Source organism: Pseudomonas pharyngis (genome assembly GCF_021602345.1).
Lineage (GTDB): Bacteria > Pseudomonadota > Gammaproteobacteria > Pseudomonadales > Pseudomonadaceae > Aquipseudomonas > Aquipseudomonas pharyngis.
The window spans coordinates 25,171-51,766 of the sequence record NZ_BQID01000001.1; the positions used below are offsets into that span (position 1 = coordinate 25,171).

Annotated in this window: 24 protein-coding genes; 14 read left to right on the forward strand and 10 right to left on the reverse strand. The window is 60.7% G+C overall.

From position 1 onward, the window contains the following. Positions 1 to 19: 19 nt before the first annotated feature. From L6D74_RS00130 to L6D74_RS00145, 4 genes are all read right to left on the reverse strand, one after another. Complete coding sequence (locus tag L6D74_RS00130) at positions 20 to 1,063, reverse strand: ABC transporter substrate-binding protein (protein WP_236187427.1); 1,044 nt, start codon at positions 1,061 to 1,063, stop codon at positions 20 to 22. A gap of 48 nt (positions 1,064 to 1,111) precedes the next feature. Continuing rightward, complete coding sequence (locus L6D74_RS00135) at positions 1,112 to 2,236, reverse strand: ABC transporter ATP-binding protein (protein ID WP_221616026.1); 1,125 nt, start codon at positions 2,234 to 2,236, stop codon at positions 1,112 to 1,114. A gap of 218 nt (positions 2,237 to 2,454) precedes the next feature. Then, on the reverse strand, positions 2,455 to 3,084 hold the full coding sequence (locus L6D74_RS00140; RefSeq protein WP_085612925.1) for a response regulator: 630 nt from the start codon (positions 3,082 to 3,084) through the stop codon (positions 2,455 to 2,457). 85 nt (positions 3,085 to 3,169) lie between these two features. Further along, positions 3,170 to 5,566, reverse strand: a complete 2,397-nt coding sequence (locus tag L6D74_RS00145) for a PAS domain-containing sensor histidine kinase (protein ID WP_236187428.1) — start codon at positions 5,564 to 5,566, stop codon at positions 3,170 to 3,172. A gap of 73 nt (positions 5,567 to 5,639) precedes the next feature. On the opposite strand from L6D74_RS00145, the gene L6D74_RS00150 reads away from it, so the two are divergent. Beyond that, entirely contained in the window at positions 5,640 to 6,629 is a 990-nt protein-coding gene (locus L6D74_RS00150) for an alpha/beta hydrolase family protein (RefSeq protein WP_064599824.1), read from the forward strand. Positions 6,630 to 6,677: 48 nt separating this feature from the next. Here the strand turns inward: L6D74_RS00150 and L6D74_RS00155 are convergent, their stop codons facing one another. The 3 genes from L6D74_RS00155 to L6D74_RS00165 are packed head-to-tail and all read right to left on the reverse strand — an operon-like array spanning position 6,678 to position 9,134. Beyond that, positions 6,678 to 7,445 (reverse strand): TerB family tellurite resistance protein, encoded by a 768-nt coding sequence (locus L6D74_RS00155; protein WP_064599825.1) that lies wholly within the window; start codon positions 7,443 to 7,445, stop codon positions 6,678 to 6,680. A gap of 1 nt (position 7,446) precedes the next feature. Beyond that, a complete protein-coding gene (murU, locus tag L6D74_RS00160) occupies positions 7,447 to 8,118 on the reverse strand; it encodes an N-acetylmuramate alpha-1-phosphate uridylyltransferase MurU (RefSeq protein WP_236187429.1) in 672 nt (223 codons plus the stop codon). Then, the gene (locus L6D74_RS00165; protein WP_064599829.1) at positions 8,115 to 9,134 is read right to left on the reverse strand and encodes an aminoglycoside phosphotransferase family protein; all 1,020 of its coding nucleotides are present in this window, start codon (positions 9,132 to 9,134) and stop codon (positions 8,115 to 8,117) included. The genes murU and L6D74_RS00165 overlap by 4 nt, the downstream gene beginning before the upstream one ends. A 130-nt stretch (positions 9,135 to 9,264) precedes the next feature. Here L6D74_RS00165 and L6D74_RS00170 point away from each other — a divergent pair, with 130 nt between their 5' ends. The 11 genes from L6D74_RS00170 to L6D74_RS00220 all read left to right on the forward strand — a co-directional run bounded on the left by L6D74_RS00170 (position 9,265) and on the right by L6D74_RS00220 (position 23,339). Then, complete coding sequence (locus L6D74_RS00170; RefSeq protein ID WP_236187430.1) at positions 9,265 to 12,039, forward strand: LPS-assembly protein LptD; 2,775 nt, start codon at positions 9,265 to 9,267, stop codon at positions 12,037 to 12,039. After that, positions 12,020 to 13,336 carry a peptidylprolyl isomerase SurA gene (surA, locus tag L6D74_RS00175; RefSeq protein ID WP_143491785.1) on the forward strand — a complete coding sequence of 439 codons (1,317 nt, stop codon included), beginning with the start codon at positions 12,020 to 12,022 and terminating at the stop codon, positions 13,334 to 13,336. The genes L6D74_RS00170 and surA overlap by 20 nt, the downstream gene beginning before the upstream one ends. Further along, positions 13,333 to 14,322 carry a 4-hydroxythreonine-4-phosphate dehydrogenase PdxA gene (gene pdxA / locus L6D74_RS00180; RefSeq protein ID WP_236187431.1) on the forward strand — a complete coding sequence of 330 codons (990 nt, stop codon included), beginning with the start codon at positions 13,333 to 13,335 and terminating at the stop codon, positions 14,320 to 14,322. The genes surA and pdxA overlap by 4 nt, the downstream gene beginning before the upstream one ends. Then, entirely contained in the window at positions 14,319 to 15,137 is an 819-nt protein-coding gene (rsmA, locus tag L6D74_RS00185) for a 16S rRNA (adenine(1518)-N(6)/adenine(1519)-N(6))-dimethyltransferase RsmA (RefSeq protein WP_236187432.1), read from the forward strand. Before pdxA ends, rsmA begins: the two co-directional genes overlap by 4 nt. Before the next feature lie 114 nt (positions 15,138 to 15,251). Then, entirely contained in the window at positions 15,252 to 15,632 is a 381-nt protein-coding gene (gene apaG, locus L6D74_RS00190) for a Co2+/Mg2+ efflux protein ApaG (RefSeq protein WP_039768081.1), read from the forward strand. Continuing rightward, positions 15,632 to 16,513, forward strand: coding sequence for a symmetrical bis(5'-nucleosyl)-tetraphosphatase (locus L6D74_RS00195; RefSeq protein ID WP_064599837.1), 882 nt, complete (start codon positions 15,632 to 15,634; stop codon positions 16,511 to 16,513). The genes apaG and L6D74_RS00195 overlap by 1 nt, the downstream gene beginning before the upstream one ends. 33 nt (positions 16,514 to 16,546) lie before the next feature. Next, on the forward strand, positions 16,547 to 16,876 hold the full coding sequence (gene glpE, locus L6D74_RS00200) for a thiosulfate sulfurtransferase GlpE (protein ID WP_007959911.1): 330 nt from the start codon (positions 16,547 to 16,549) through the stop codon (positions 16,874 to 16,876). Positions 16,877 to 17,173: 297 nt separating this feature from the next. Then, on the forward strand, positions 17,174 to 19,096 hold the full coding sequence (locus tag L6D74_RS00205; protein WP_064599839.1) for a PrkA family serine protein kinase: 1,923 nt from the start codon (positions 17,174 to 17,176) through the stop codon (positions 19,094 to 19,096). Positions 19,097 to 19,215: 119 nt separating this feature from the next. Beyond that, the gene (locus tag L6D74_RS00210; protein ID WP_064599841.1) at positions 19,216 to 20,487 is read left to right on the forward strand and encodes a YeaH/YhbH family protein; all 1,272 of its coding nucleotides are present in this window, start codon (positions 19,216 to 19,218) and stop codon (positions 20,485 to 20,487) included. Beyond that, positions 20,484 to 22,046, forward strand: coding sequence for a SpoVR family protein (locus L6D74_RS00215; RefSeq protein ID WP_064599843.1), 1,563 nt, complete (start codon positions 20,484 to 20,486; stop codon positions 22,044 to 22,046). The genes L6D74_RS00210 and L6D74_RS00215 overlap by 4 nt, the downstream gene beginning before the upstream one ends. A 63-nt stretch (positions 22,047 to 22,109) precedes the next feature. After that, positions 22,110 to 23,339: a multifunctional CCA addition/repair protein gene (locus L6D74_RS00220; RefSeq protein WP_064599845.1), complete on the forward strand. Its 1,230-nt coding sequence runs from the start codon at positions 22,110 to 22,112 to the stop codon at positions 23,337 to 23,339. 39 nt (positions 23,340 to 23,378) lie between these two features. Here L6D74_RS00220 and folK read toward each other — a convergent pair whose 3' ends face one another. Further along, positions 23,379 to 23,897: a 2-amino-4-hydroxy-6-hydroxymethyldihydropteridine diphosphokinase gene (gene folK, locus L6D74_RS00225; protein WP_064599847.1), complete on the reverse strand. Its 519-nt coding sequence runs from the start codon at positions 23,895 to 23,897 to the stop codon at positions 23,379 to 23,381. After that, positions 23,888 to 24,244 (reverse strand): dihydroneopterin aldolase, encoded by a 357-nt coding sequence (folB, locus tag L6D74_RS00230; protein WP_085612937.1) that lies wholly within the window; start codon positions 24,242 to 24,244, stop codon positions 23,888 to 23,890. Before folB ends, folK begins: the two co-directional genes overlap by 10 nt. 74 nt (positions 24,245 to 24,318) lie before the next feature. Between folB and plsY the strand changes: the two genes are divergently transcribed. Beyond that, positions 24,319 to 24,888, forward strand: a complete 570-nt coding sequence (gene plsY, locus L6D74_RS00235) for a glycerol-3-phosphate 1-O-acyltransferase PlsY (RefSeq protein ID WP_236187433.1) — start codon at positions 24,319 to 24,321, stop codon at positions 24,886 to 24,888. 23 nt (positions 24,889 to 24,911) lie between these two features. On the opposite strand, the gene tsaD is transcribed toward plsY, so the two are convergent. Further along, on the reverse strand, positions 24,912 to 25,937 hold the full coding sequence (gene tsaD / locus L6D74_RS00240; RefSeq protein ID WP_221398211.1) for a tRNA (adenosine(37)-N6)-threonylcarbamoyltransferase complex transferase subunit TsaD: 1,026 nt from the start codon (positions 25,935 to 25,937) through the stop codon (positions 24,912 to 24,914). A gap of 199 nt (positions 25,938 to 26,136) precedes the next feature. Here tsaD and rpsU point away from each other — a divergent pair, with 199 nt between their 5' ends. Further along, positions 26,137 to 26,352 carry a 30S ribosomal protein S21 gene (gene rpsU, locus L6D74_RS00245; protein WP_002551877.1) on the forward strand — a complete coding sequence of 72 codons (216 nt, stop codon included), beginning with the start codon at positions 26,137 to 26,139 and terminating at the stop codon, positions 26,350 to 26,352. Positions 26,353 to 26,596: the final 244 nt, after the last annotated feature.

Genomic DNA, 26,596 nt, shown 5'->3' on the forward strand with positions numbered 1-26,596 from the left:
AGGAGGGCAAGCCCTCTGGTTACTTCGCAGCCCAGGAATTGAAGCGCTGCTCCAGTTGCTCGCCGTTGTCAGCCCAGAAGCTGACGTCGATCTGCACCTGGTTGGCGATGTTTTCCGGGGTGGTCGGCATGTCTTTCAGGATTGCCTTGTCCAGCAATGGCACTGCCTGAGAGTTGGCCGGGCCGTAGGCGATGTTTTCCGAGTAGGTCTTCTGCTGTTGCGGCTGCACCGAAAACGCGATGAATTTCTTCGCCGCTTCGGCACGCTTGGCGTCCAGACCTTTCGGGATGGCCCACGCATCGAAGTCGTAGATACCGCCGTTCCACACCACTTTCAGATTGGATTCTTTCTGCACCGCAGCGATACGACCGTTGTAGGCCGAGCTCATGACCACGTCACCGGAAGCGAGGTATTGCGGCGGCTGGGCGCCGGCTTCCCACCACTGGATGTTCGGTTTCAGCTCATCCAGTTTCTTGAATGCGCGATCCTGACCGCCCTTGCTGGCCAGTTCCTTGTACACGTCTTTCGGCGCAACGCCGTCGGCCATCAGTGCGAATTCGAGGGTGTACTTGGCGCCTTTGCGCAGGCCGCGCTTGCCCGGGAATTTTTTCGTGTCCCAGAAATCCGCCCAGCTGGTCGGTGCGGTTTTCAGCTTGTCGGCGTTGTAGGCCAGCACGGTCGACCACACGAAGAAACCCACGCCACACGGCTGGATCGCGCCTTTGACGTAGTCTTCGGACCTGCCGAACAGCGCAGGATCGAGTTGCTCGAACATGTCTTCGTCGCAGCCACGGGACAGTTCCGGCGATTCAACCTCGACCAGATCCCAGGACACGCTCTTGGTGTCGACCATGGCTTTGACCTTGGCCATCTCACCGTTGTACTCACCAGCGACGATCTTGCCGTTGCCCGCCGCTTCCCACGGTGCGTAGAAGGCTTTGACTTGCGCCGCCTTGTTCGCCCCGCCAAACGACACCACGGTCAGATCCGGCCCAGCGGCCATTGCGCTTGCCGCACCCATCAGGCCCAGGGTCAGGGCTGTGAACTTCAGGGATCTCAACATTTATTGTTCTCTCCACGTGCAGGGTTGGTGTTGGTATTGCGGGGCGTTTCAGTGCGCCTCTAGAAGTGGATCGAGCGCGCGAACGTGCTCGACCTGCCAGCCAAGCGGAACCACGTCGCCGACCGCGAGCGCTGGATCGAGCTCGGCAATCGGTTGTTTCACGAAGAAGTCGGTCTTGCCGCAGACTTCCAGGCGCACCCGGACGTGGTCGCCCAGATAGATGAATTCGGCCACCCGCCCGGAGAAGCGGTTGACGCATTGGTCGCTCGAACCGTTGAGGCTGACGCGCTCGGGGCGGATCGACAGGGTGACCGGTTCGCCGGTCCGGCCGATGTTGACCGCCAGCGCCTCGACCTTTTCCCCGCGCCCCAGCTCGACCACGCAGCGCTCGCCGTTCTGGCTGAGCAGGCGACCGTTGAGGCGGTTGTTCTCGCCGATGAAGTTGGCGACGAAGGTGTTTTTCGGTTCTTCGTAGAGGGTGCGCGGCGGGGCGATCTGCTGGATCTCGCCCTGGTGGAACACGGCCACGCGGTCGGACATGGTCAGGGCTTCGCCCTGGTCGTGGGTCACGTAGACCACAGTCACGCCGAGACGCTGGTGCAGGTGTTTGATTTCCATCTGCATGTGTTCACGCAGTTGCTTGTCGAGGGCGCCGAGGGGTTCGTCCATCAACACCAGTTGCGGCTCGAACACCAGCGCGCGGGCCAAAGCCACACGTTGTTGCTGACCGCCGGACAATTGCGCCGGATAACGCGATGCGAACGCATCAAGCTGGACCATGCTCAGGACTTTCTTGACCTTGTCGCTGACGTCGCTTTTGTTCAGGCCACGCACGGTCAGCGGAAACGCCAGGTTTTCAGCGACGGTCATGTGCGGGAACAGCGCGTAGTTCTGGAACACCATGCCGATGTCGCGTTTGTGCGGCGGCACGTTGTTGATCGCCCGCCCGGCGAGGAGGATTTCACCGGCGGTCGGCGTTTCGAAACCGGCGAGCATCATCAGGCTGGTGGTCTTGCCCGAGCCGGACGGCCCGAGCAAGGTGAGGAATTCGCCCTTGCGAATGTCCAGGTTGAGGTCTTTGACGATCAGGTTCTCGCCGTCGTAGCTCTTCTGCACTCCACGAAAGCTGACCAGCACATCGCTGGCCCCTGCGTTTGATTCGACCTGGCTCATACCCACACCTTTGTTATTGATGACTGCTGTGGGATTAAGCCTAGTGGCTGCTTGCAGTCACGCAAATCGGGGCGCAGGAGAGAATCGCCTCAGCCGGATGGAAGGCCGGGGGTAGGGATTGCCCTACAAGGATGGCGCGTTTTGGCAAACCCGCCGCATGGGTCGGGGCTCAAGCCGTCAGAACCGGCAAAAGTGCCTGTCGCTATTGGATATGCCGCTCAGAGCAGCTTGTGTTCCATCGCGTACTTCACCAGCTCGGCGAGCGAAGTGATGTTGAGTTTCTGCATCAGCCGCGCCTTGTGGGTGCTGATGGTCTTGCTGCTCAGGGCCAGTTGCTGGGCGATGTCGTTGACGTTAGCGCCTTGCGCCAGGCGTTCGAACACCGAGAATTCGCGCTCCGACAGCAACGAGTGCAGTGGTCGCGCATCGGTCAGGCCGACTTCGAAGACCATGCGGTCGGCCAGCTCCGGATCGATGTAACGCCCGCCCGCCGCGACCTTGCGAATGGCCGTCAGCAGCAGCGCCGGATCGCTGTCCTTGGTGGCATAACCGGCGGCGCCGACCTTCAGCGCCCGAGCGGCCATCTGTGCTTCGTCGTGCATCGACAGCACCAGAATCGCCGGCGGATGGTTCAGCGCGCGGATTCGTGGAATCGCTTCGAGCCCGTTGACGCCGGGCATCGAGATGTCCAGCAACACCACTTCGCAGGGCACATTGCGCAGGGCTTCCAGCAATTGCTCGCCGTTGCTCGCCTCCCCCACTACTTGCAGATCCTTAGCCAGGCCGATCAATTGCTTGATGCCTTCGCGAACGATGGTGTGGTCTTCGGCTACCAGTACACGGATCACTTTTCTTCTCCAGATTCAGGCAAACACAAATCCCTGTGGGAGCGGGCTTGCCCGCGAAGGCGTCAGTCCAGACACCGCAAAATCATCAGACCTCATCCACCGGCACCCACACCACCAGACGAGTGCCATCCCCCGGTTCACTTTCAAGCACCAACCGCCCGCCCATGATCAACACCCGCTCGCGCATGCCCACCAGCCCAAAGGACGTCGGCCTGCCGGCAGCGGCGACGAATCCTACGCCATCATCGCTGACCGTCAGACACAATTCGTTGCCTTCCTGCGTCAGCGTCAGTTCCACAGTATGCGCCTGAGCATGGCGCATGACGTTGGTCAACGCCTCCTGAAGAATACGGAACAGGCCGATGGCCTTGGCGTCGCTGAGGGGCGCAAGGTTGTCCGGCACCTGCACCAGACACGGAATCTGCGTGCGCGCCTCGAACCGCCGCGCCTGCCACTCGATGGCCGAGGCGATCCCGGCATCGAGAATCGGCGGGCGCAGCGCCGTCGCCACATCCCGAACCAGCTGGAACAACTGGGCAATCAGGCGCTTCATGCTGTTCAAGCGCTCGTTCAGACCCGGATCAAGTTGCGCGTAGGCCAGTTCGCACATCGACGTCTCCAGTTTCAGCACCGTCAGCATCTGCCCCAGTTCATCGTGAACCTCGCGGGCGATGCGCGCCTTTTCCTCTTCCCGCACGCTTTCCAGGTGCGCCGACAGTTCGCGCAGTTGTTCGCGGGAGGCCGCCAGCTCCAGTTCGATGCGTTTGCTTTCGGTAATGTCCCAGACAATGCCGTCCCAAACATAGGCACCGCCCTCCAGCTGACGGGTGATGGCCTTGATCTCAGCCCAGCGCTGCTCGCCCTGGCGCGTGAGAATCCGGCCCTGCCACGACCAGTCGCTGTCGGTGTCCAGCGCTTGATCCTGGGTCTGGTGATAGCCGGCCCGATCATCCGGATGCACCAGGCTGCGCAGGCCCATGTCGCGATGGGCGATGGCGGCCGGCGCGTAGCCGACCAGACTTTCGCTGCCCTCGCTGATGTAGGCAAAGTCGATCTGCCCGGTTACCGGTGCACGCTCGAGACGGAACACCAGCCCCGGCACATTGGCCGCGATGCCTTGCAACCGCGCCTCACTTTCTTGCAACGCAGCCAGGGCACGACGACGCTCGGTGACATCGGTGAGATAGACCACCAGATACTCGCCATCGCGAAAACGCAGGAAGCTCAGCGACACGTCCGCCGGCAGCACACTGCCATCGGCCCGCACACAGTTGGCTTCAAAACTAAGTGGCCCTTCTTCGCTGGCTCGGGCGCGTTTCCACAGGTTGAGCCAGCGATCCATGTGCAGCCCCGGCTCAAAGTCGATCAACGGCCGGTCGATGATCGCGCCCTGTGGATAACCAAGCATGTTTTCTGCCGCGCGATTGGCGTAGCGCACATGGCTGTCCCAATTGACCCAGAGAATGCCGACGGTGCTCTGATCGATGGAAAACTGGGTCAGGCGCAAGGCCTCTTCGCTGGCGGCGCGCAGGGCGATGTCTTCACGCGCGTCGAGCAGGCGCTGTTCAAGACTGCGCTGCTGGCGGCGCTGCCAGAAGACGATGGCTACGCAACTGAGCAGCAACACCGCGAACAACAGGCTCAGGTTCTGCCAAAAGCCCGGCGACTCGGATAGCCGTGGGTACTTGGGTTGCAGCCATTGGGCATGCAGGCGCTCCAGATCCTTGGCCGGGATTGCGCGCAAGGCACTCTCGACGATCCCGGCCAGTTCCGGCCAGTCGCGACGGGTGCCGATGCGCAGCAGTTGCGGCAGACCGATGTCACCGACCACCACCAGCCCGGCAAACTCCGATTCCGCCGACAGCCGCCCGAGCTGCGCCTCATCGACCACCGCGTAGGACGCCTGCTGACTCAGCAACAGTTGCAGCGCCTGACGCTCCATCGGTACGCCTTGCAGATTCAGGTGCGGATAGTTGCCGCGCAGATAATCGGCGGTGACGCCGGGCATGCGCACGGCGACGCGGGTCTGGCTGTCGAGTTTTTCCAGCTCCACGGTCGCGCTGCTTTTCTGGTCGCTGACCACCAGTTGCGGCACGCGCATGTACGGATCGGAAAACTGCCACAGACGCAGCCCGCCCGGAGTCTGGGTCAGGCCTGGGGCGATGTCGATTTCGCCGTCCCGGGCAGCGGCCTCGAGTTGTGCCAGATCCTGAAAGTTGCGCCAGCTCAGCTCGACATTCAGCGCACGGGCCAAGGCTTTCATCACTTCGACGTTGGCCCCCGACAGCCGCTGCAACCGCCGGTCGTATTGCGCGTACGGCGCCTGCAGCACCAGGCCCACGCGCAATTCATTGTGCTGTGCGAGCCACTGTTGTTCGCTGGCCGACAACCGCGCGAGGTGGCTCGGTGGCGCAGGCGCCGCCCAGCCCATCAAGGGAAACGCCAGACAGCCGATAACCCACAGGCAGCAAAAACGCATCATTGAAGTCTCATACACTGACAAATTCTGACCAACCCATTAGGCTGCCGGGATAACTTCTGGCCTGGAATAACCGATGCCCCCTGTCTATCGCCTGGCAATGCCAGCATTGTGCCTGTCGCTGATCCTGCCTTGTGCGTTTTCCGTCGAAGCCGCGGATCCGGCGCCCGCCCCCGCCGCAGAAAAAGCCGCCGAAGAAAAACCGGTCGAACGCCAGCCACTGCTTGAGCGTAGTCAGGAAGAAGCCGCGGCACTCGAACGCAAGGTTCCAGCCCAGGAACAACAGCAACTGCAAGCGGGCAGCGACACCTTCCTTGCCCTGTGGAAACCGGCCAACACCGCCGAACCCAAAGGCGCGGTGATCCTCATTCCCGGTGCCGGAGAAACCGCTGACTGGCCCCAGGCGATCGGCCCGTTGCGCCGCAAGTTGCCGGACGTCGAGTGGAGCAGCCTGAGTATCACCCTGCCCGATCTGCAAAGCGATGCCATCGCGCCGCGCGTGGTCGAAGCACCCGCCGCAGCGAAAACCGCCGACCCGGGCAGCAAGGATTCGACCACCGCCGAGCCGATCGAACAAGCCGCCGGCGGCGAAGCCGATGTGGCCGACAAGGTCGTTGCCGAATCCACCGAGGAACAGTCCAAGGCCGACGCCGAGCGAATTTTCGCCCGCATCGACGCCGCGCTGGCCTACGCCGAACAACAGAGCGCGCGCAGCATTGTCGTACTTGGTCATGGCACCGGTGCTTACTGGGCGGCGCGCTACATGAGCGAGCGACAAAACTCGCAGGTCGAGAAGCTGGTCCTGGTAGCCGCGCAGACCCCTGCCAAGGCCCAACCGCAACTGGTGGAACTGACGCCGACCCTGAAGCTGCCGACCGCGGACATTTTCTACATGGACAAGGCGCTGGACCGCAACGCGGCACTGGAGCGCATGCAGGCGAGCAAGCGACTGAAGACCTCCGCGTTCAGTCAGGTTGCACTCAAGGCTTTGCCGGACAACAAGGCCGAGCAGGAGCAGTTGTTCCGCCGGGTGCGTGGCTGGTTGAATCCGCAGAGCCCGGACTGACAAAGCGCAGAAAAAAAATCGCAGCCCAACGCTGCGATTTTTTTATGCCTAGCGAAAGTCCCGCCGTTCGCGAATCAACGTGTAGGCATTGTGCAATTCGCGGGTCCTCTCGGTGGCCTCGCGCACCTGCGCCGGCGTGGCCCCCGTCCCGGCCACCTTGTCCGGGTGATGCCGGCTGAGCAGACGCCGATAGGCGCGTTTGATCTGTGCCGGTTCGCTGGTGGCTGAGACGCCGAGCAGGCGCATCGCTTCCTGATAGCTCACCGCCGCGCTGACGATCGGACGCTTGTGTGGCTCGTAGTCCGCCGCCAGCGCCTGGATCTGCTGGGTCGTCCAGCCCAGCCACTTGCCCCACTGCGCCAGCAATTCCCGCTCGCTGACGCCGGCCCGACCATCGGCGAAGACCATTCGCCAGCAGGCGCGCAATACACCTTCAGCCGCGTGAGGTTGAGTGCTCAATCGACGCAGATAACCGCGCAGATTGTCGTTGCCGGACTTGCCCCGATTGAACGCGGCAATCGCCCGGCGCTGCGCCGGCTCGCTCATTTCCAGCGCGCGCATCTCATGCCGCGCCTGCTGGATGTGACCGTCCGTGACCCGCCCGTCGCTCTTGGCCAGACGCCCGAGCAACACGAATAACAGTTCGTCGTTGCGCAGCATCGGCCGACCGCCGAGTTTTTCCCGCAAATGCCCCCAGCTCTGCAAATGCAGGCGCCGATCCAGCGCCTGCCCCAACAAAGCCCCAAGCATGGCCCCCGGAATGCTGGCGATAGCAAAACCCGCTCCGGCTCCAATCAGAGTCCCTGGCCACAACATATCAGCGACTCGCTTCTATCAAGGCTTCGGCTTCGGCCAGACGCTCGTGGGTACCGACATCGACCCAGTGACCTTTCAGTCGCTCGCCGGTCACCTGCCCCTCCGCCATGGCTTTACGCAGCAGCGGCGCCAGTTTGAAGGCACCGTTGCTGCAGCCATCGAACAACTGCGGGTGCAGCACGGCGATGCCGCTGTAGGTCAGGGTCGCCGCGTCGGCCTGGCCATCACGCACCTGGCCGTCGGTCAGGGTGAAGTCGCCTGACGGATGATGGGCCGGGTTGTCCGCCAGCACCAGATGCGCCAGCCCGGTGATCGGCTGATGCAGCACGCTGAAGTCGTAATCCGTCCAGATGTCACCGTTGACCACCAGAAACGCGTCGTCGCCCAACAGCGGCAAGGCGCGGAGAATGCCGCCGCCGGTTTCCAGTGGCTCGCCCTCCGGCGAGTACTGGATCGACACGCCGAACTGCGAACCATCGCCCAGATGATCTTCGATCTGCTGGCCGAGCCAGGCATGGTTGATCACGATCTCATTGAAACCGGCTGCGGCCAGGGCACGCAGGTGATATTCAATCAGCGGCACCCCATCGGCTCGCACCAGCGGTTTGGGGGTGGTCAGGGTCAGCGGGCGCATGCGCTCGCCTTTGCCGGCCGCCAGAATCATTGCCTTCATGCCGTCACTCCACCACGCAGGCTGGCGAGCAGTGCCTGCAGATCCGCCAGCTCGGGACGGCGGGCGACGACCGCTTCTATATAAGAGAAGAAACGCGGCACATCACCGAGGTAACGCGGCTTGCCGTCGCGATGGCAGATACGGGCGAAGATGCCGATGACTTTCAGATGACGCTGCACGCCCATCAGATCGCTGGCGCGCAGAAACTCTTCGAAGTCCGGCTGCACCGGGATGTTCAGTGCTGACGCCTGCTGCCAGTAGCTTTCCAGCCAGCCGCGCACACGCTCTTCTGGCCAGCTGAGGAAGGCGTCCTTGAACAGGCAGGTCACGTCGTAGGTCACCGGGCCATACACCGCGTCCTGGAAATCCAGCACGCCGGGATTCGGCTCGCTGAGCATCAGGTTGCGCGGCATGTAGTCGCGGTGCACCAGCACTTTCGGCTGGGCCAGGGCGCTGTCGATCAGCAGCTCGCTGACCTTTTGCCACTGCTGCTGTTGGGTGGCATCGAACTCGACGCCCAACTCGCGTTTCACGTACCACTCGGGAAACAGTTCCAGCTCGCGGCGCAACAACGCGACGTCATAGCTCGGCAGCGGTGCCACCATCGGCAACTGCTGAAAAGCCAGCAGCGCTTGCAGGGCATCACTGAATAACGCGTCGGCATTTTCGCTGTCGATCACGTCCAGATAGGTCTGGTTGCCCAGGTCATTGAGCAAAAGAAAGCCACGTTCGAGGTCTTCGGCATAAATTTTCGGCACGTTGATACCGGATTTCGCCAGCAAAAAGGCGATATCCACGAACGGTTTGCAGTTTTCCTGGGGCGGCGGCGCATCCATCACGACGAAGCTGCGACCCGCGCCTTCCCAACGGAAATACCGGCGGAAACTCGCGTCGCTGCTGGCCGCGGTCAACGTGGCCGGGGGTACGGCTCCCCAGCCCTGATCTGCAAAAAGGGTTGCCAACTGTTCATCGAGCCAAACTTTCAGGTGTTGCAAGCGTACATCTTGATCAGGCATTGCAAGGGTCTCCGACGGCGCTAGCCGTCAAGCGGGTCATGCTTTATTATCCAGCATCTTTTTCAGACCATCGAGAGGCGTGCGGCCCACACCGCGGGCAGATGGCACGCAGGAAGCCCGGACTAATAAGATGGCATTGAAATCCCCCGCGTTTCGTAAAAAATTTCCGTTGTTGGTAACCGGCAGTCTGCTGGCTATGCAACCTCTGGCCAGTTCATTCGTTGTTGCCGCCGAGCAGTATGACTGCGCCGTCTCGGCAACGGGTGGCTGGGCCTGCTCGCCGAAGACGCCGGCCGCTGCCTTGCCGCCGCGTCCCGTGCATGACGGCAGTGCCGTCAGCGCCGCTGGCGAAGCCCCGGCCCAGAGCGGCTCCACTGCGGAGTCCGGGCCCAAGCCGGTACTGGTTACCGAGTCCAAGGGCCGCGGCCTGAAATCCCGTAGCGAAGACTACAGTCACCTCGACTGGGTTCCGCGCGAGAAGCTCACCGCCGCCCAACTGGCCGAGACCGGTCCTTACTGCTCTGGTTCCTATATCGAACCGATTCGTCCTGGCATGAATGACAAGACGAATAAAAGTGACGCCCCGACCTTCATCGGCGCCAAGGCATCGCGTTATCAGCAGGATTCGCAAGTCGCGAGTCTGGCCGGTGACGTGGTCATGCGTCAGGGAAGCATGCAGGTCGAAGCCGACGAGGCCAACCTGTATCAGGCCGAAAGCCGTGGCGAACTGGCGGGCAACGTGCGCATTCGCGACAACGGCGCGCTGATCGTCGGCGACCACGCCGACGTGCAGCTCGACACCGGTGAAGCCAAGGTCGACAACGCCGAATACGTGATGCACAAGTCGCGCATTCGCGGTAACGCGCTGTACGCCAAGCGTGCCGAAAACGCGATCATCCGTCTGAAGGACGGCACGTACACCACGTGCGAACCGAACAGCAACGCCTGGCAGCTCAAGGGCAACAACATCACCCTGAACCCTGCCACCGGCTTCGGTACCGCGACCAACGTGACGCTGCGGGTCAAGGACATTCCGGTCCTGTACACGCCGTACATCTACTTCCCGATCGACGATCGTCGTCAGTCGGGCTTCCTGCCGCCGACCATCGGTTCCGGCAGCGATACCGGCTTCATGCTGGTCACCCCGTACTACTTCAACCTGGCACCGAACTACGATGCCACGTTGTATCCGCGCTACATGAGCAAGCGTGGCATGCTGGTGGAAGGCGAGTTCCGTTACCTGACCAAGTCGAGCGAAGGCCAGTTCGGTGCGGCGTACCTCAACGACGAGGACGACGAGCGCAAGGGCCAGACCGACTACGAAAAAACCCGCTACATGTACAACTGGCAACACAAGGGTGGTCTCGACTCCCGTGTGTTCACCCAGGTGGACTACACCAAGATCAGCGATCCTTATTACTTCCAGGATCTGCAGACCGACCAGATCGGCGTGAAAAGTGCCGACTACGTGAACCAGCAGGGCTCGGTCACTTATCGTGGCGATAGCTACACCGCCCGCTTGAACGCCCAGGCGTACCAACTGGCAACCGTATCGAACATCACACCGTATGACCGTCTGCCGCAGATCACCTTCAATGGCCAGCTGCCGTATCACCCGGAAGGTCTGAAATTCGATTACGAAACCGAGATCGTGCGGTTTGATCGCGACCTGAAAAACGGCGACTTTGTAAACGAAGACGGCACTGTCTCGCCACGTCTGGATAGCAACGTGGCCGGACTGGCCCGTGCCAACGGTGACCGCCTGAACCTGAAGCCAGGTGTCAGCCTGCCTATGAACTGGACTTACGGGTTCTTGAAGCCGTCGCTCAAGTACCAATACACCCAGTACCAGCTTGATCTGGATCAGCAAGGCAAAAACACCCTGCTGGCCGGCGAAAAATTCAGCAGCAGCCAAAACCGTGGTGTGCCGATCGCCAGTATCGACAGCGGCCTGTACTTCGACCGCAATACTCAATGGTTCGGCAAGAACTACCGTCAGACACTGGAACCGCGCCTTTTTTATCTCTATGTCCCCGAGAAAGACCAGTCGGACATTCCAGTCTTCGACACCAGCGAATACACCTTCAACTATGCATCGCTGTTCCGCGACAACCGCTTCTCCGGCTCCGACCGTGTCGGCGACGAGAACAAACTGTCGCTGGGCGTGACCAATCGCTGGATCGAAGACGACGGATTCGAGCGTCAACGCATCAGCGTTGGCCAGGCTCTGTACTTCAAGGACCGCAAGGTTCAGCTCCCGGGTATTGCGTTCAACGATCGGGATGATGCCAAGTCCGATGTTTCGCCTTACGCACTGGAATACGAATACCGCTGGAACCGCGACTGGCGCACCACGGCCGACTACAACTGGGATCCGGACAGCCGCAGCCCGCGTTCCGGTAGCGCCATGTTCCACTACCAGCCGGAAGATAACCCGAACAAGGTGGTCAACGTCGGCTATCGCTATCGCAACGACCAGGTCCGTTACGACCAGAACACCGGTAAATGGTCGGTGGGTGGTGGAGACTACGGCACCCCGGGCCAGCCTGGCTACGTGAAGGACTACTACAAGATCCAGCAGCATGACTTCTCGGTCATCTGGCCGATCGTTCCACAGTGGAGCGCGATCAGCCGCTGGCAGTACGACTACAACCGCAACCGTACACTGGAAGCCTTCGGTGGTTTCGAGTACGACAACTGCTGCTGGAAACTGCGCCTGATCAACCGTTACTGGGTTTCCTACGACGAATTCAGTCAGGAAGCTCCGCAAAACGAAAAAGGCGACCACGGCGTCTTCCTCCAAATTGTTCTGAAGGGACTCGGCGGCCTCACCGGCGCCAAGGTAGAGAGCTTCCTCGACAAAGGCATCCAAGGTTATCGTCAACGTGAAGACCAAGCTTTCTGATTGTCTGCGCCCGCTGATGCTGGGCGCGCTGTTCCTGGGTACCGCGGCCAACGCCGCGGTGCAGTCCATCGATAAAGTGGTGGCCATCGTCGACAACGACGTGGTCATGCAGAGCCAGCTGGATCAACGCGTCCACGAAGTTCAGCAAACCATCGCCAAGCGCGGCGGCGGTTTGCCGCCTCCGGGCGTACTGGATCAACAGGTGCTCGAGCGCCTGATCGTCGAAAACCTGCAATTGCAGATCGGCGAACGTTCCGGTATCCGCATCACCGATGAAGAGCTGAACCAGGCGGTCGGCACCATTGCCCAGCGCAACAACATGACCCCGGAGCAGTTCCGTATCGCCCTGTCCCGCGATGGCCTGTCCTATGAGGACGCTCGCGAGCAGATCCGTCGTGAAATGATCATCAGCCGTGTACGCCAGCGTCGTGTGGCCGAACGCATTCAGGTCTCGGAACAGGAAGTGAAGAACTTCCTCGCCTCCGATCTGGGCAAGATGCAACTGTCCGAAGAGCTGCATCTGGCCAACATCCTGATTCCGACCCCGGAAAGCGCCAATTCCGAAGCGATTCAGAGTGCTGCTCGCAAGGCAATGGACGTTTACCAGCAGCTCAAGCAAGGTGCCGACTTCGGCCAGATGGCCGTGGCCAACTCCGCCAGTGACAACGCCCTGGAAGGCGGCGATATGGGCTGGCGTAAAGCCGCTCAACTGCCACCACCGTTCGACCGTGAACTTAGCAGCATGACACCGGGTGACATCACTCAACCGGCACGCACTCCAGGTGGTTTCATCATTCTGAAGCTGCTGGAAAAGCGTGGTGGCGAGAGCCAGATGCGCGACGAAGTGCATGTGCGCCACATCCTGGTCAAGCCGAGTCCGGTTCGCGACGAAGCCAAGACCAAGGAACTGGCTCAGTCGCTCTACAACCGCATCGAAGCCGGTGAAGATTTCGCCGAACTGGCCAAGAAGTATTCGGAAGACCCGGGTTCTGCCCTCAACGGCGGCGACCTGAACTGGATCGACCCGAACGCACTGGTACCGGAATTCCGCGCCGTGATGGCCAAGTCCCCGCAGGGTCAGCTGTCCAAGCCGTTCCAGACCCAGTACGGCTGGCACGTTCTGGAAGTCCTTGGCCGTCGCGCCACCGACAGCACCGAACAGGCCCGTGAGCAGCAAGCAATGACCGTACTGCGTAACCGTAAATACGACGAAGAGCTGCAAACCTGGCTGCGTCAGATCCGTGACGAAGCGTACGTAGAGATCAAACTCCCTGGTGCAGACCAGGCAGCGCAGTGAAACCCAAGCGTTTCGCGCTGACACCCGGCGAACCGGCCGGCATCGGTCCCGACCTGTGCCTGCTGCTCGCCTCGCAAGCCCAGCCACACCCCCTGATTGCCATCACCAGCCGCGACCTGCTCCAAGAGCGGGCCGCGCAGCTGGGGCTGGCCGTCAGTCTGCTGGAAGTCGCACCGGGCAATTGGCCGGACGTTCCGGCGCCGGCCAACAACCTGTATGTCTGGGACACCCCGCTCAGCGCCCCGGTGGTCGCCGGGCAACTGGACAAGGCCAACGCCGCATTCGTCCTCGAAACCCTGACCCGCGCCGGCAATGGCTGCATGAGCGGCGACTTCGCCGGGATGATCACCGCCCCGGTTCACAAGGGCGTGATCAACGAATCGGGCATCGCGTTTTCCGGTCACACCGAATTTCTCGCCGACCTGACCCACACCGCCCAAGTGGTAATGATGCTCGCCACCCGCGGTTTGCGCGTGGCGCTGGTCACCACTCACCTGCCCTTGCGCGACATCGCCGATGCGATCACACCGGAGCGGCTGGAACGGGTCACGCGGACTCTGCACGCCGACCTGCAACAAAAATTCGGCATCGCCCAACCGCGCATCCTGGTCTGCGGGCTCAATCCGCACGCCGGTGAAGGCGGACACCTGGGCCATGAAGAAATCGACATCATCGAACCCACATTGGAGCGCCTGCGCGGCGAGGGCATGGACCTTCGTGGCCCGCTGCCTGCCGACACTCTGTTTACCCCCAAATATCTGGAGCACTGCGACGCGGTGCTGGCGATGTACCACGACCAGGGCCTGCCCGTGCTGAAATACAAAGGCTTCGGCGCTGCGGTCAACGTGACCCTGGGCCTGCCGATCATCCGCACATCGGTCGACCACGGCACCGCCCTGGATCTGGCCGGCAGCGGCAGGATCGACACCGGCAGCCTGCAAGTCGCCCTGGAAACCGCCTACCAGATGGCCGAGACCCGTTTATGACCGAGCAATACCAACACAAGGCGCGCAAACGCTTTGGCCAGAACTTCCTGCACGATGCCGGCGTCATCGACCGCATCCTGCGCTCCATCAGTGCCAAGGCCGGCGACCGCATGCTGGAGATCGGGCCGGGCCAGGGCGCATTGACCGCCGGCATCCTCAACTCCGGCGCACAGCTGGACGTGGTGGAGCTGGACAAGGACCTGATCCCGATCCTCAACCAGCAGTTCGCCGGCAAGAGCAACTTCAACCTGCATCAGGGCGATGCGCTGAAGTTCGACTTCAACAGCCTGAACGCTGCGCCGAACAGCCTGCGCGTGGTCGGCAACCTGCCGTACAACATCTCCACGCCGCTGATTTTCCACCTGCTGAACAACGCCGGCATCATTCGCGACATGCACTTCATGCTGCAGAAAGAAGTGGTCGAGCGTCTGGCCGCAGGTCCGGGTGGTGGTGACTGGGGTCGGTTGTCGATCATGGTTCAGTACCATTGCCGCGTAGAACATCTGTTCAACGTGGGGCCGGGCGCATTCAACCCGCCACCGAAAGTCGACTCGGCCATCGTTCGCCTGGTGCCACACGCGGTTCTGCCACACCCGGCCAAGGACCATCGCCTGCTCGAACGCGTGGTTCGCGAAGCTTTCAACCAGCGCCGCAAAACCCTGCGCAACACCCTCAAACAACTGCTCAGCAACGCTGAAATCGAAGCCGCCGGCGTTGATGGCAGTTTGCGTCCCGAGCAACTGGATCTGGCGGCATTCGTACGTCTGGCCGACCAGCTCGCGGTACAGGTCCCGGCACCCCCCGCCGCCGACTGACAGCCGATGAACGCTATCGGGCAGGACGCCACTCTGGTTTACTGCCCGATACTTGCCTAGACTGATTCCCCATCAGCTACGCCTCGCGTTCCGCTTCGTTTAAGGCCCTTTTGCATGTCCGATCCTCGTTATCAGGTCGATGTCAGCGTCGTTACCCACTATCTGGCAGACCAATCGCAACCCGAGCACGACCGCTTCGCCTTCGCCTACACCATCACCGTACAGAATAATGGCGAGCAGCCCGCACGCCTGATGTCGCGTCACTGGGTGATCACTGACGGCGACGGCCATGTCGAAGAAGTCCGCGGCGCCGGTGTCGTCGGCCAGCAACCACTGATCGACTCAGGCAAAAGCCACACCTACAGCAGCGGCACGGTCATGACTACCAAGGTCGGCACCATGCAAGGCACTTACGAAATGGTTGCCAGCGACGGCAAACATTTCGACGCAATCATCAAGCCCTTCCGCCTCGCCGTCCCCGGAGCCCTGCACTGATGGCGACGTATGCCGTGGGGGACCTGCAAGGCTGCCTCGAACCGCTGAAATGCCTGCTCAAGCAGGTTGCGTTCGATCCGGCGATCGATCGGCTGTGGCTGGTCGGCGACCTGGTCAACCGTGGCCCGCAATCGCTGGAAACCCTGCGTTTTCTATATGGCATGCGTGAATCGCTGGTTTGCGTGCTGGGCAATCACGACCTGCACCTGCTGGCGGCCGCTAAAAAGATCGAGCGCCTGAAAAAGTCCGACACCCTGCGCGAGATTATCGAAGCCCCCGACGGCCCGGTGCTGATGGAGTGGTTGCGTCAGCAAAAGCTGATGCACTACGACGAAGTGCGTGATGTCGCCATGGCCCACGCCGGCATCCCGCCGCAATGGTCGCTGCGGCGCGCTCTGAAGTGCGCCGCCGAAGTCGAAACCGCCCTGCGCGACGACAATCTGTTTCCCGCCTACCTCGACGGCATGTATGGCAACGAACCGGCGAAGTGGGACAACGATCTCAAAGGCGTCACCCGCCTGCGAGTCATCACCAACTATTTCACGCGCATGCGCTTCTGCACCGCCGAAGGCAAGCTTGACCTCAAGAGCAAGGAAGGCCTCGACACCGCGCCACCGGGGTATAAGCCCTGGTTCCAGCACAAGGAGCGCAAGACCAAAGGTCTGCGGATCATCTTCGGTCACTGGGCGGCGCTGGAAGGCAATGTCCATGAGCCAGGCATCTGCGCACTGGACACCGGTTGTGTCTGGGGCGGCAGTCTGACCCTGATGAACGTCGACAGCGGCGAACGCCTGTCATGCAAATGCGATGAGCATGGAGGCATTGCCCCAACCGTCGCACCACTTATCCCCGAAACTTCGCCAGTCAGCGTCCCGCGTTAGACTGCGCTATCAGCCGAGCAACAGGAACCCGCCATGAGCGAATTCAAACGTATTCCCCCGGAGCAGGCCCAGGCCCTGCGCGAGCAAGGTGCAGTCGTGGTCGACGTTCGCGACCCGGCGACCTTCGCCGCCCTGCACATCAGCGGCTCGAAGCATCTGGATAATCATTCCCTCCATGCTTTCATCCAGGGCGCCGACCTCGATGCCCCCACCGTCGTGGTCTGCTACCACGGCAACTCGAGCCAGGGCGCTGCGGCGTACCTCGTGAGCCAGGGCTTCTCCGACGTCTACAGCATGGACGGCGGCTTCGAACTGTGGCGTACGACTTTTCCTTCGGAAACCGCGCAAGGCACCTCCGAATAATTTTTTTGTAACGCGCAGGCCCCGGCTCCCGTGGGCCTGCGCCGGCAGACGAACGGTCTTGCCACAACTAATTACGTATCTCGCCTTTACCTCCCGAATTCCCAACTATCCTTAAGCCCAGGCCATCCAAAACAGGGGAGAGCCGGTACACCGGCGCACGGGTCATCGGGAGTGACTTTCAAGGTTGTCGACCGCGAAAGTGTTCTGGGGGGTAAACAATCAGCTGCCACAGCGGCTGCTTGCCAGTATCGACTGAGTGATCCGGCGTCGGCTCCACGTATCGAGCGAGGTGACGTCATGAGTATCTTTAGCCACTTCCAACAACGCTTCGAGTCCACACGCCAGGAAGAATTCTCCCTGCAGGAGTACCTGGAACTGTGCAAAAAGGATCGCAGTGCCTACGTTTCCGCCGCCGAGCGTCTGTTAATGGCCATCGGCGAACCGGAACTGCTCGACACCTCGACCAACTCGAGGCTGTCACGAATCTTTTCCAACAAGGTGATCCGCCGCTATCCGGCCTTTGAAGACTTCCACGGGATGGAAGAATGCATCGACCAGATCGTGTCGTATTTCCGGCATGCGGCCCAGGGTCTGGAAGAGAAGAAACAGATCCTTTACCTGCTCGGCCCCGTCGGCGGTGGTAAATCGTCCCTGGCCGAGAAGCTGAAACAACTGATGGAAAAAGTGCCCTTCTATGCCATCAAGGGCTCGCCGGTATTCGAATCGCCTCTGGGCCTGTTCAACGCCACCGAAGATGGCGCGATCCTCGAGGAAGACTTCGGCATTCCACGGCGCTACCTGAACACCATCATGTCGCCATGGGCCACCAAGCGCCTGGCCGAATTCGGCGGCGACATCAGCCAGTTCCGCGTGGTCAAGTTGTACCCGTCGATCCTCAACCAGATCGCCGTGGCCAAGACCGAACCGGGTGACGAAAACAACCAGGACATCTCCGCACTGGTGGGCAAGGTCGATATCCGCAAACTCGAAGAGTTTCCGCAGAACGACGCCGACGCCTACAGCTACTCAGGTGCGCTGTGCCGGGCCAACCAGGGCCTGATGGAATTCGTCGAGATGTTCAAGGCACCGATCAAGGTGCTGCACCCGTTGCTGACCGCCACCCAGGAAGGCAACTACAACAGTACCGAAGGCCTGGGCGCAATTCCGTTCACCGGGATCCTGCTGGCCCACTCCAACGAGTCGGAGTGGCACACCTTCCGCAACAACAAGAACAACGAAGCCTTCATCGACCGGATCTACATCGTCAAGGTGCCGTACTGCCTGCGGGTCAGCGACGAAGTGAAGATCTACGACAAGCTGCTGTTCAACAGCTCCCTGTCCAAGGCCCATTGCGCGCCGGACACCCTGAAGATGCTGGCGCAGTTCACCGTGCTGTCACGCCTGAAAGAGCCGGAAAACTCCAACATCTACTCCAAGATGCGCGTGTATGACGGCGAAAACCTCAAGGACACCGATCCGAAGGCCAAGTCGATCCAGGAGTACCGCGATGCAGCGGGCGTCGACGAAGGCATGAACGGTCTGTCGACCCGGTTCGCGTTCAAGATCCTGTCCAAGGTCTTCAACTTCGACCCGCACGAAATCGCCGCCAACCCGGTGCACCTGCTCTATGTGCTGGAGCAGCAGATCGAACAGGAACAGTTCCAGGCAGAAACCCGCGAACGCTATCTGCGCTACCTGAAAGAGTACCTGGCACCGCGTTATATCGAATTCATCGGCAAGGAGATCCAGACCGCCTACCTCGAGTCTTACAGCGAGTACGGCCAGAACATCTTCGACCGCTACGTGCTGTATGCGGACTTCTGGATTCAGGATCAGGAATACCGCGATCCGGAAACCGGCGAGATCCTCAACCGCGTCGCCCTCAACGAGGAGCTGGAAAAGATCGAAAAACCGGCCGGCATCAGCAATCCGAAGGATTTCCGCAACGAGATCGTCAACTTCGTGTTGCGCGCCAGGGCCAACAACAACGGCAAGAACCCGACCTGGCTCAGCTACGAAAAACTGCGGGTGGTCATCGAGAAGAAAATGTTCTCGAACACCGAGGACCTGCTGCCAGTCATCAGCTTCAATGCCAAGGCCAGCAAAGAGGATCAACAGAAACATAACGACTTCGTTACACGAATGGTCGAACGCGGCTACACCGACAAACAGGTACGACTGCTCTCCGAGTGGTATCTGCGGGTCCGGAAATCGCAGTAAAGCAGCTGCAAGCTACAAGCTTCGAGCTGCAAGCAAAAAGCGCATGAGCCTGATGCCAGGGCATATGCCTGCACTTGCGGCTCGCAGCTCACTACTTGAAGCTGCCCGGAGGGCCTCCTATGAGCTATGTGATCGACCGACGTCTCAATGGCAAGAACAAGAGCACGGTGAACCGTCAGCGCTTCCTGCGGCGTTACCGTGACCACATCAAGAAGGCTGTCGAAGAGGCGGTCAGCCGGCGTTCCATTACCGATATGGAGCACGGTGAGCAGATCAGCATTCCCGGTCGCGATATCGACGAGCCGGTGCTTCACCATGGTCGCGGCGGCAAGCAGACCGTGGTCCATCCCGGCAACAAGGAGTTCACCGCCGGCGAACATATTGCCCGTCCGCCGGGAGGCGGAGGTGGCCGTGGGCCAGGCAAGGCCGGCAACTCCGGCGAAGGCATGGACGAGTTCGTCTTCCAGATCACCCAGGAAGAATTCCTCGAATTCATGTTCGAGGACCTCGAACTGCCCAACCTGGTCAAGCGCAACCTGACCGGCACCGACACCTTCAAGACGGTACGTGCGGGGATCAGCAACGAGGGCAACCCGTCGCGGATCAACATCATCCGTACCCTGCGTTCGGCTCATGCACGGCGCATTGCGTTGTCGGGCAGCAGCCGCGCCAAATTGCGGGAAGCCAAAGAGGAGTTGGCTCGGCTGAAACGGGAAGAGCCGGACAACTTCGGCGATATCCAGGATCTTGAAGCAGAAATCGAGCGACTCAGTGCGCGTATCCATCGCGTGCCTTTTCTCGATACCTTCGATTTGAAATACAACCTGCTGGTCAAGCAACCCAATCCCAGCTCCAAAGCCGTGATGTTCTGCCTGATGGACGTTTCCGGCTCCATGACCCAGGCGACCAAGGACATCGCCAAGCGCTTCTTCATCCTGTTGTACCTGTTCCTCAAGCGGAACTACGACAAGATCGACGTGGTGTTCATCCGCCACCACACCAGCGCCCGGGAAGTGGACGAAGAAGAGTTTTTCTATTCCCGCGAGACCGGCGGCACCATCGTTTCCAGTGCACTCAAGCTGATGCAGGAGATCATGGCCGAGCGCTACCCGAGCAACGAGTGGAACATTTACGCCGCCCAGGCTTCCGACGGCGACAACTGGAACGACGACTCGCCGATCTGCCGCGACATCCTGATCAACCAGATCATGCCATTCGTGCAGTACTACACTTACGTGGAGATCACCCCGCGCGAACATCAGGCCTTGTGGTACGAGTACGAGCGCATCGCCGAAGCCTTTTCCGACACTTTTGCCCAGCAACAACTGGTCTCGGCCGGGGATATCTATCCGGTCTTCCGTGAACTCTTCCAGCGCAGGTTAGTGACATGACCGCCAAAGAGCAGAAGCGCCAACCCATTTCCACCGGCTCGGAATGGACATTCGAGCTGATCCAGACGTACGACCGTGAAATCGCCCGTATCGCGGCCCGCTATGCCCTGGATACCTATCCCAACCAGATCGAAGTGATCACCGCCGAACAGATGATGGACGCCTATGCGTCGGTCGGCATGCCGCTGGGCTATCACCATTGGTCCTACGGCAAGCACTTCCTCAGCACCGAAAAATCCTACAGTCGCGGACAAATGGGGCTGGCGTACGAGATCGTGATCAACTCGGACCCGTGCATCGCCTACCTGATGGAAGAAAACACCATCTGCATGCAGGCGCTGGTGGTTGCGCATGCCTGCTACGGCCACAACAGCTTCTTCAAGGGCAACTATCTGTTCCGCACCTGGACCGACGCCAGTTCGATCATCGATTACCTGGTGTTCGCCAAGCAGTACATCATGCAGTGCGAAGAGCGCCACGGCATCGATGCCGTGGAGGATCTGCTCGACTCCTGCCATGCCCTGATGAACTACGGCGTCGACCGCTACAAGCGTCCGTATCCGATTTCCGCCGAGGAAGAGCGGCGCCGGCAGAAGGATCGCGAGGAGCACTTGCAGAAACAGATCAACGACCTGTGGCGCACCATCCCCAAAGGCGCGGACAAATATAGCGACAAGGACAACGCACGCTTCCCGGCCGAACCGCAGGAAAACATTCTGTATTTCATCGAGAAACACGCCCCGCTGCTGGAACCCTGGCAGCGCGAGATCGTGCGGATCGTGCGCAAGATCGCCCAGTATTTCTATCCACAACGCCAGACCCAGGTGATGAACGAAGGCTGGGCGACGTTCTGGCACTACACGCTGATGAACGACCTGTACGACGAAGGCCTGGTGACCGACGGCTTCATGATGGAGTTCCTGACGTCCCACACCAGCGTGGTGTTCCAGCCGGGGTTCGACAGCCCGTATTACAACGGCATCAACCCCTATGCCCTGGGCTTTGCGATGTATCGCGACATCCGGCGCATGTGCGAAGAACCTACGGAAGAAGACCGTCGCTGGTTCCCGGACATCGCCGGCAGCGATTGGTTATCGACCATCAAGTTCGCCATGAGCAGCTTCAAGGATGAGAGTTTCATCCTGCAGTACCTGTCCCCGAAGGTGATCCGCGACCTGAAGCTGTTCAGCATCCTCGATGACGACCAGAAGGACGATCTGCTGGTACCGGCGATCCACGACGAGGGTGGTTACCGGATCATTCGCGAAACGCTCGCCGCGCAATACAACCTGGGTAACCGCGAGCCGAACGTGCAGATCTACAGCATCGATCGCCGCGGCGACCGCTCGCTGACCCTGCGCCACCAGCAACACGACCGCAAACCGCTGGGCGATTCCACCGAAGAGGTCCTCAAACACCTGCACCGACTGTGGGGCTTCGACATTCACCTGGAGACCCTGCAGGGCGACCAGATCATGAAGACCCATCATGTTCCGCCCCGCAGCGAGCACAGCGAGGGGGACTACGGTCGACTCGACCTGGCCGTCATTCATCTTTGATCCCGTTCAGGCCTCCGAAAGTCCGGCGCAAGGGTTATCCTGTCGGGCCAACGGAGGTTTTTTATGCAGATTTACAAGGTCGGCGGTGCGGTACGTGATCGCCTGCTGGGCAAACCGGTCACCGATATCGATTGGGTGGTGGTCGGCGCGACCACGGAAGAAATGCTTGCCAAGGGATTTCGCCCGGTCGGCGCGGATTTCCCGGTGTTTCTTCACCCGAAAAGCGGCGAGGAGTACGCCCTTGCCCGCACCGAGCGCAAGAGCGGTCGCGGTTATGGTGGCTTCACCTTTCACGCCAGTCCGGAGGTCACGCTTGAAGAAGACCTGATCCGCCGTGACCTTACGATCAACGCCATGGCCGAAGACGATCAGCAAAACCTGACGGATCCCTATCATGGCCAGCGCGATCTCGAAGAACGGATTCTGCGTCATATTTCCCCGGCGTTTGCCGAAGATCCACTCAGGGTTCTGCGTGTTGCGCGCTTTGCTGCCCGCTACGCAGAGCTCGGTTTCAAGGTGGCGCCCGAGACCCTGGAGCTGATGCGTCAGCTCAGCGAATCGGGCGAACTGGAAGCCCTTACCGCCGAACGCAGCTGGAAAGAGATTTCCCGCGCACTGATGGAAGATCAGCCCCAGGTATTCATTCAGGTACTGCGCGATTGCGGCGCCTTGAAGGTGCTGATGCCAGAAGTCGACGCCTTGTTCGGCGTACCACAGCCGGAAGCCCATCACCCGGAGATCGACAGCGGCATTCACACCCTGAGCGTGCTCGAGCAATCGGGCCTGCACAAGCAACCGCTGACCGTGCGCTGGGCCTGCCTGCTGCACGACCTCGGCAAAGGCCTGACGCCAGAGGCGGAATGGCCACGACATATCGCCCATGAGCACAAAGGCCTGATATTGATCAAAGCGGTCAACGAACGCTTCAAGGCACCGAAGGACTGTCAGGAGTTGGCCTTGCTGGTCGGCCAATATCACACCCACGGGCATCGCGCCCTGGAGTTGAAAGCGTCGACTTTGCTTGAGTTGCTGCAAAGCTTTGACATTTACCGTCGACCACAGCGTTTCGAAGAATTTATCGCCGCGTGCGAGATGGACGCCCGAGGCCGCAAAGGGCTTGAGCAGCGCAGTTATCCACAGGCCGATTACCTGCGCGGTGCGGCCAATGTGGCGCGCAGCGTGGCGGTACAGCCGTTGCTGGAGAAGGGATTCAAGGGCCCGGAACTGGGCGAGGCACTCAAGCGCGAACGGCTCAAGGCGTTGAAGGCTTACAAGGAGTCGGCAGCTTCTTGATATCAGGTGATCCGCCCTCGTGAGGACGGATCAGGCAGTTCAACGCATGCCCAAAGGCGTGAGCTGAGCACCGCGCCACTCAAATCCGACCGGTACAAGCACCTGATCGATCTGAGCCTCGGCCCACAATGTCGCAAAGCTTTTTCCCACACCAGGATGCACCCGATCCGGCGCAATCAAAGACAGCGGCCACAGCACAAAGGCATTTTTCAGGATTTCAGCCCGAGGCAGGACCAGTCCATCGAAGTTGCCCGCCAGATCGCCGTACAGCAGCACGTCGATATCCAGCGGCAAGCCCTTGCGATCCGGCGCATAACGGCCATTGTCCGCTTCAATGAATTTCAAGCGGCGATCCAGTTCGATCAACGGCAGATCCGTAAAAGCCGACACCACGAAGTTGAAGAACGGCCCGCTCTTGATCCCCACCGGCTGGCTTTCGAACACAGGCGAACAGCGGATATCCACCAGAAACGTGGACAAGGCATCCAGACCGGCCTGCAAATGGGTTTCGCGCTCGATATTGCTACCGAGCCCGAGATAGACCTGGGTCAGCGACATCCGCGCTCGATCTCCACACCCACGCCACCCTTGGCGGCCGGTACGGCACCTGGCTTGGTCAGCTTCAGGCGCACCCAGGTGATCTTGAATTCACTCATCAGCGCTTCAACCAGACGTTCGGCGAAAGTCTCGACCAGTTGATACTGGGATTGCTCGGCAAAGGCCTGGATCCGCGTGGACACACTGGCGTAATCGAGCGCCAGAGTCAGGTCGTCACCGGCGGCGGCCGGCCGATTGTCCCAGGCGAAGCTCAGATCAAGACGCAGGCACTGTCGGATGCCGCGCTCCCAGTCGTAGGCACCGATCACGGTGTCGACTTCCAGGCCCTCGATAAACACTCTGTCCAAGCACTTTTCTCCGCTGCACGACAAGGGCGCAATGCGCCGTTAGAATCAGGGCGTCCTCGCCCGGAATAGTTAGCATGTTTTGGTTACTGGCGATCCTCGCCTACCTGCTCGGCTCTCTGTCCTTCGCCATTTTGCTCAGCCGCCTGACCGGAAATCCGGATCCGCGAATGAGTGGCTCGGGTAATGCCGGCGCCACCAACATGCTGCGCCTGGCCGGACGCAAACTCGCGACCCTGACCCTGCTGGGTGATCTGTGCAAAGGCCTGCTGCCGGTGCTGATCGCTTCGGCTGTAGGCCTTTCGCTGCAGGATCAGGCGTGGATCGGCGTCTGCGCCGTGATCGGTCACCTGTTCCCGTTGTACTTCCGTTTTCGCGGCGGCAAGGGCGTCGCTACAGCGGCCGGCATGTTGCTGGGCCTTTATCCACCCGCCGCGCTGTTGGCCGTGTGCGCCTGGCTGCTGACGTTCTATCTGACCCGCACCAGTTCGCTGGCGGCGCTGATCGCCACACCCCTGACTCTGCCACTGCTGGCGTGGCAGGAACCGGCAGCGTTGTTGCCGATGAGCACGCTGACACTGCTGATCGTCTGGCGCCACCGGGGCAATCTACGCGACCTGTTCGCCGGGCGCGAACGGCATTTTTAAATACCGCACGTGAGCGCCGCTCATTACAGCGCCGACAGTTGCTCCATTGGCCAGCGCGCCTGCACGCTGATCGCCAGGCTTTCCTGCTGACCGGCCTGCAAACGCTGGCAGCCGGCAAACGCGATCATCGCGCCGTTATCGGTGCAAAACTCGGGACGGGCATAAAACACATCGCCCTTCATGTCGCCGAGCATTTTCTCCAGCGACACACGCAGGGCCTTGTTGGCACTGACGCCGCCGGCGATCACCAGACGCTTCATGCCGGCCTGCTTCAAGGCCCGTTTGCATTTGATGGTCAAAGTCTCCACCACGGCCTGCTGGAACGCCAGCGCGATGTCGCAACGGGCTTGCTCGCTGTCGTCCCCGGCGCTGACGCATTGCTGCCAGGTGTTGAGAGCGAAGGTCTTCAGGCCGCTGAAGCTGAAATCCAGGCCCGGGCGATCACACATCGGACGCGGGAAGGTGAAACGTCCTGTGACGCCCTTCTCTGCGAGCTTGGCGATTTCCGGTCCGCCCGGATAATTGAGGCCCATCATTTTGGCAGTCTTGTCGAAAGCTTCGCCTGCCGCATCGTCCAGCGTCTCGCCGAGGAGGCTGTATTGGCCGATGCCATCGACCTGAACCAGCTGCGTATGACCACCGGACACCAACAAAGCGACGAACGGGAACTCCGGCGGTTTTGGCTCCAGCATCGGCGCCAGCAGGTGGCCTTCCATATGGTGCACGCCGAGCGCCGGAATGCCCCAGGCAAACGCCAGCGCCTGGGCGCAGGAAGCCCCCACCAGCAGCGCCCCGACCAGGCCGGGACCCGCGGTGTAGGCGATGGCGTCGATCTCGGTCGGTACGCAGTCAGCCTCGGCCAGCACCTGACGAATCAGGGGCAGCATGCGCTTGACGTGATCGCGCGAGGCGAGCTCCGGCACCACGCCGCCATAGACGCGGTGCAGGTCGATCTGGCTGAACAGCGCGTCGGCCAGCAGACCGCGCTCACTGTCGTACAAAGCGACGCCGGTTTCGTCGCAGGAAGTTTCTAATCCCAGTACTAGCATGGGTTTGCGCCTTGTTTAGGCTGAATTCGAAGGCGCGCATAATAGTCGCCGCGTGATGCCCCGACCAGCGGTTTTCGATCAGAGGCTTTGCATTCCGAGCGATGAGGGGTTAACATCCGCAACCCTTAAAAACCGACGTCTTCAAGTGCTCTTTTGCCGCGAGGATGTTGACCCCGGTAATGAATGAAGGTAGCTCTGGATGCCAGCCGTCAAAGTTAAAGAGAACGAACCCTTCGACGTAGCTCTGCGTCGTTTCAAGCGCTCCTGCGAAAAAGCCGGTGTACTGGCTGAAGTTCGTAGCCGCGAATTTTACGAGAAGCCAACTTCTGAGCGTAAGCGCAAGGCAGCTGCTGCTGTTAAGCGTCACGCCAAGAAAGTTCAGCGCGAACAGCGCCGCGCCGTTCGTCTGTACTAATACACAGACGATCGTAGCAAGCTTCTGCCAAGCCCGGCCCTCAGCCGGGCTAATGGCATTTGCGTAAAACGCTTGATGCTTCACCGTCGAAGCCGCAGATGCGACCGAGACAAACCCGCTTCACCGCGTCAGGCCTGGCTCTTTTGCCAGCGGTGCACGTCTTTTCTGACGAGCCTTTCAAGGCTACTGACGAGCACACCCACTGATTCCTCTTTCGACGATCAGCCCAAGGCACCTGCTTGCG

Coding starts and splice junctions, on each gene's coding strand:
- L6D74_RS00130 (WP_236187427.1), bottom strand. CDS start 1,063: ATGTTGAGATCCCTGAAGTTCACAGCCCTGACCCTGGGCCTGATGGGT.
- L6D74_RS00135 (WP_221616026.1), bottom strand. CDS start 2,236: ATGAGCCAGGTCGAATCAAACGCAGGGGCCAGCGATGTGCTGGTCAGC.
- L6D74_RS00145 (WP_236187428.1), bottom strand. CDS start 5,566: ATGATGCGTTTTTGCTGCCTGTGGGTTATCGGCTGTCTGGCGTTTCCC.
- L6D74_RS00150 (WP_064599824.1), top strand. CDS start 5,640: ATGCCCCCTGTCTATCGCCTGGCAATGCCAGCATTGTGCCTGTCGCTG.
- L6D74_RS00155 (WP_064599825.1), bottom strand. CDS start 7,445: ATGTTGTGGCCAGGGACTCTGATTGGAGCCGGAGCGGGTTTTGCTATC.
- murU (WP_236187429.1), bottom strand. CDS start 8,118: ATGAAGGCAATGATTCTGGCGGCCGGCAAAGGCGAGCGCATGCGCCCG.
- L6D74_RS00165 (WP_064599829.1), bottom strand. CDS start 9,134: ATGCCTGATCAAGATGTACGCTTGCAACACCTGAAAGTTTGGCTCGAT.
- L6D74_RS00170 (WP_236187430.1), top strand. CDS start 9,265: ATGGCATTGAAATCCCCCGCGTTTCGTAAAAAATTTCCGTTGTTGGTA.
- rsmA (WP_236187432.1), top strand. CDS start 14,319: ATGACCGAGCAATACCAACACAAGGCGCGCAAACGCTTTGGCCAGAAC.
- apaG (WP_039768081.1), top strand. CDS start 15,252: ATGTCCGATCCTCGTTATCAGGTCGATGTCAGCGTCGTTACCCACTAT.
- L6D74_RS00195 (WP_064599837.1), top strand. CDS start 15,632: ATGGCGACGTATGCCGTGGGGGACCTGCAAGGCTGCCTCGAACCGCTG.
- glpE (WP_007959911.1), top strand. CDS start 16,547: ATGAGCGAATTCAAACGTATTCCCCCGGAGCAGGCCCAGGCCCTGCGC.
- L6D74_RS00205 (WP_064599839.1), top strand. CDS start 17,174: ATGAGTATCTTTAGCCACTTCCAACAACGCTTCGAGTCCACACGCCAG.
- L6D74_RS00210 (WP_064599841.1), top strand. CDS start 19,216: ATGAGCTATGTGATCGACCGACGTCTCAATGGCAAGAACAAGAGCACG.
- L6D74_RS00215 (WP_064599843.1), top strand. CDS start 20,484: ATGACCGCCAAAGAGCAGAAGCGCCAACCCATTTCCACCGGCTCGGAA.
- L6D74_RS00220 (WP_064599845.1), top strand. CDS start 22,110: ATGCAGATTTACAAGGTCGGCGGTGCGGTACGTGATCGCCTGCTGGGC.
- folK (WP_064599847.1), bottom strand. CDS start 23,897: ATGTCGCTGACCCAGGTCTATCTCGGGCTCGGTAGCAATATCGAGCGC.
- plsY (WP_236187433.1), top strand. CDS start 24,319: ATGTTTTGGTTACTGGCGATCCTCGCCTACCTGCTCGGCTCTCTGTCC.
- tsaD (WP_221398211.1), bottom strand. CDS start 25,937: ATGCTAGTACTGGGATTAGAAACTTCCTGCGACGAAACCGGCGTCGCT.
- rpsU (WP_002551877.1), top strand. CDS start 26,137: ATGCCAGCCGTCAAAGTTAAAGAGAACGAACCCTTCGACGTAGCTCTG.